Here is a 1966-nt window from a genome sequence, read left to right on the forward strand (position 1 = left end):
TGAATCACTCTTAAACAGTTTGTTATAGCACAGTATTACACGTCATCTTCCGATAAAATTTGACGACAATTACGAACTGTTAGTACGCGGATTTCGTGACTTAAACTGTAGATAATACGATAGTGACCAAAGATGATTTCGCGATAGTTCGTGTGGGGCATTTCAGGAACAAACCGCCCCATTTCAGGCATACTTCCAAGTAGTTCAGTTTTATCAAAAACTTCGTTTACCCACCTCTCTGCTGCAGGTGGATTATCCAAAGAAATAAACTCCGCTGCATCACCTAGTTTCTGAAGTGCTAATGGAGACCAGACTACTTTCATTTTTTAATGCGCCCAAGTACTTGAGCACGCGCATCATCATTGGAAACACCGAGACCAGAAGCTAACTGAGCTTCTGCTGTGCGCATTTCTTCCAGTAATTCGATTTTCTCTTGCATTGCTTCATACTCAGCAACATCGAGAACAACGGCAACACCTTTGCCACGTTGCGTAATAACCAATGGACGACGAGTCTCATTGATTTGTTTGATGTATGAAGCTACACCGGCACGAAACTCAGACAAAGGCTGAATATCTTGATCGAAATGAATACGACTCATACTGAACTCCCATTAGTACAAAATAACGTACAAATAATAGTTCAACTGTCCCTTTTGAGCAAGAAGTTGATTCTGTGTTATAACGCCCAATTAAGGGGTGAACAACGCTACCACCCAACCTAAAACATTGTGCCATAAACACTAAATTTGAAGTAGAAGCAAAAGTGCCAAGCGTTGAGAATCCCTCTTAAATTGCTTGTTATGTGGTTTTCTACTGATAAAGAAATTCTACAATGTTATTTTTTCCAAATATCCAAAAAGTATTCTTTTTGCAGCCGTCTAAGAGATTTCCTTTAAGGTCATAAATAATAACAGAAGTGAAAAAGTCCTGTTTTTTAGCGTGTTCAAGGTGTGCTTTGCAAGAATCTTCAGATATTTTGCTGACTATAACCTTGAATCCTTCATGATTTTCCCCTATAGGAGATATCGTTACATCTTCATCCCACGAATCCTTTATAAAACCATCTCTTACGATCTCTTCTTTTAAAGCTACATAATTTGCTTCTTTCTTGAAACTTTCATAAACATCTCGCCCAAGCTGAGAAATGCGATATGGACGTGACAGTTTGTTTTTCCCTGTTTCATATGTATCAACCGTATCACTAATTAATATTGCACCATCTATTTTTGTGCTTCCTGCAGCATAGTTGCAGAATGACAAACTAGTAAAAGCAACAAAGAGACACTTACTTAATAATTGCATTAACTAAACCCTTTTTATAAATATATACTTGACCACATAACGCCCAATTAAGGTGTGAAGCACGCTACCACGACACTTAATTTGACCACCATAATCACTAAACTTAACCCAAACCAAAAATGCCAAGCGTGCTGAATCACTCTTAAATTGTTTGTTAGCCCTGTGTTCGAGTTAGCGCAAAATCCTCACTTGCGACATTATCGTCCCTAGTTCGATAAGCCCAAGAGCCACGTAGAACTGCACCACGATCTTCGATTTTAAATAAGCCAGAAACGAACGACAGGCTTACATTCGTTGAACTACGCATATTTACAGTAAGGTAGCCTTCCCATGTTTCACCTGTAAATTTAAAGTCTTGTATATAATCTGAGTCAGAATTAGATTTTGTAATTACCGCCGTTCCACTAACTCTATGGGCACTTTGTTCTATATCTATTTGATAAGTGTAGGTAGCACCATTTTCCTCTGAAACTCTCGTCCAGCGTCCCTTTAGATCAACGCCATCATATGATGCTTTTTGATACGTTGGTATAACGACCGTCTTGAAAAGATGCCCACAAAACCATAGAAATACCGTGGAAAATACACCTGATACCGCCCCCCAGAAGACGGTTGCTTCAACTGACATTTATAACTCTCCAATTTTTCCAAAAGGGCTAACG

The 1966-nt window shown here is 38.9% G+C and carries 4 protein-coding genes; all 4 read right to left on the reverse strand.

The window, feature by feature from the left end; all coding sequences use genetic code 11:
• Nucleotides 1-35: 35 nt before the first annotated feature.
• The 4 genes from VHA02S_RS24625 to VHA02S_RS24640 all read right to left on the reverse strand — a co-directional run bounded on the left by VHA02S_RS24625 (nucleotide 36) and on the right by VHA02S_RS24640 (nucleotide 1932).
• Nucleotides 36-323, reverse strand: a complete 288-nt coding sequence (locus tag VHA02S_RS24625; RefSeq protein ID WP_005445239.1) for a type II toxin-antitoxin system RelE/ParE family toxin — start codon at nucleotides 321-323, stop codon at nucleotides 36-38.
• Nucleotides 320-601 (reverse strand): type II toxin-antitoxin system Phd/YefM family antitoxin, encoded by a 282-nt coding sequence (locus VHA02S_RS24630; protein ID WP_000086647.1) that lies wholly within the window; start codon nucleotides 599-601, stop codon nucleotides 320-322. Before VHA02S_RS24630 ends, VHA02S_RS24625 begins: the two co-directional genes overlap by 4 nt.
• A 211-nt stretch (nucleotides 602-812) precedes the next feature.
• Nucleotides 813-1304, reverse strand: a complete 492-nt coding sequence (locus tag VHA02S_RS24635) for a hypothetical protein (RefSeq protein ID WP_038899615.1) — start codon at nucleotides 1302-1304, stop codon at nucleotides 813-815.
• Between the two features lie 154 nt (nucleotides 1305-1458).
• Nucleotides 1459-1932 (reverse strand): hypothetical protein, encoded by a 474-nt coding sequence (locus VHA02S_RS24640; RefSeq protein ID WP_038899614.1) that lies wholly within the window; start codon nucleotides 1930-1932, stop codon nucleotides 1459-1461.
• Nucleotides 1933-1966 lie beyond the last annotated feature (34 nt).

The organism is Vibrio harveyi NBRC 15634 = ATCC 14126 = KCTC 12724 (assembly GCF_001591145.1).
Lineage (GTDB): Bacteria > Pseudomonadota > Gammaproteobacteria > Enterobacterales > Vibrionaceae > Vibrio > Vibrio harveyi.

Excerpts from the sequence above, each read along its gene's own strand:
- VHA02S_RS24625 (WP_005445239.1), bottom strand. The coding sequence starts at position 323 with ATGAAAGTAGTCTGGTCTCCATTAGCACTTCAGAAACTAGGTGATGCA.
- VHA02S_RS24630 (WP_000086647.1), bottom strand. The coding sequence starts at position 601 with ATGAGTCGTATTCATTTCGATCAAGATATTCAGCCTTTGTCTGAGTTT.
- VHA02S_RS24635 (WP_038899615.1), bottom strand. The coding sequence starts at position 1,304 with ATGCAATTATTAAGTAAGTGTCTCTTTGTTGCTTTTACTAGTTTGTCA.
- VHA02S_RS24640 (WP_038899614.1), bottom strand. The coding sequence starts at position 1,932 with ATGTCAGTTGAAGCAACCGTCTTCTGGGGGGCGGTATCAGGTGTATTT.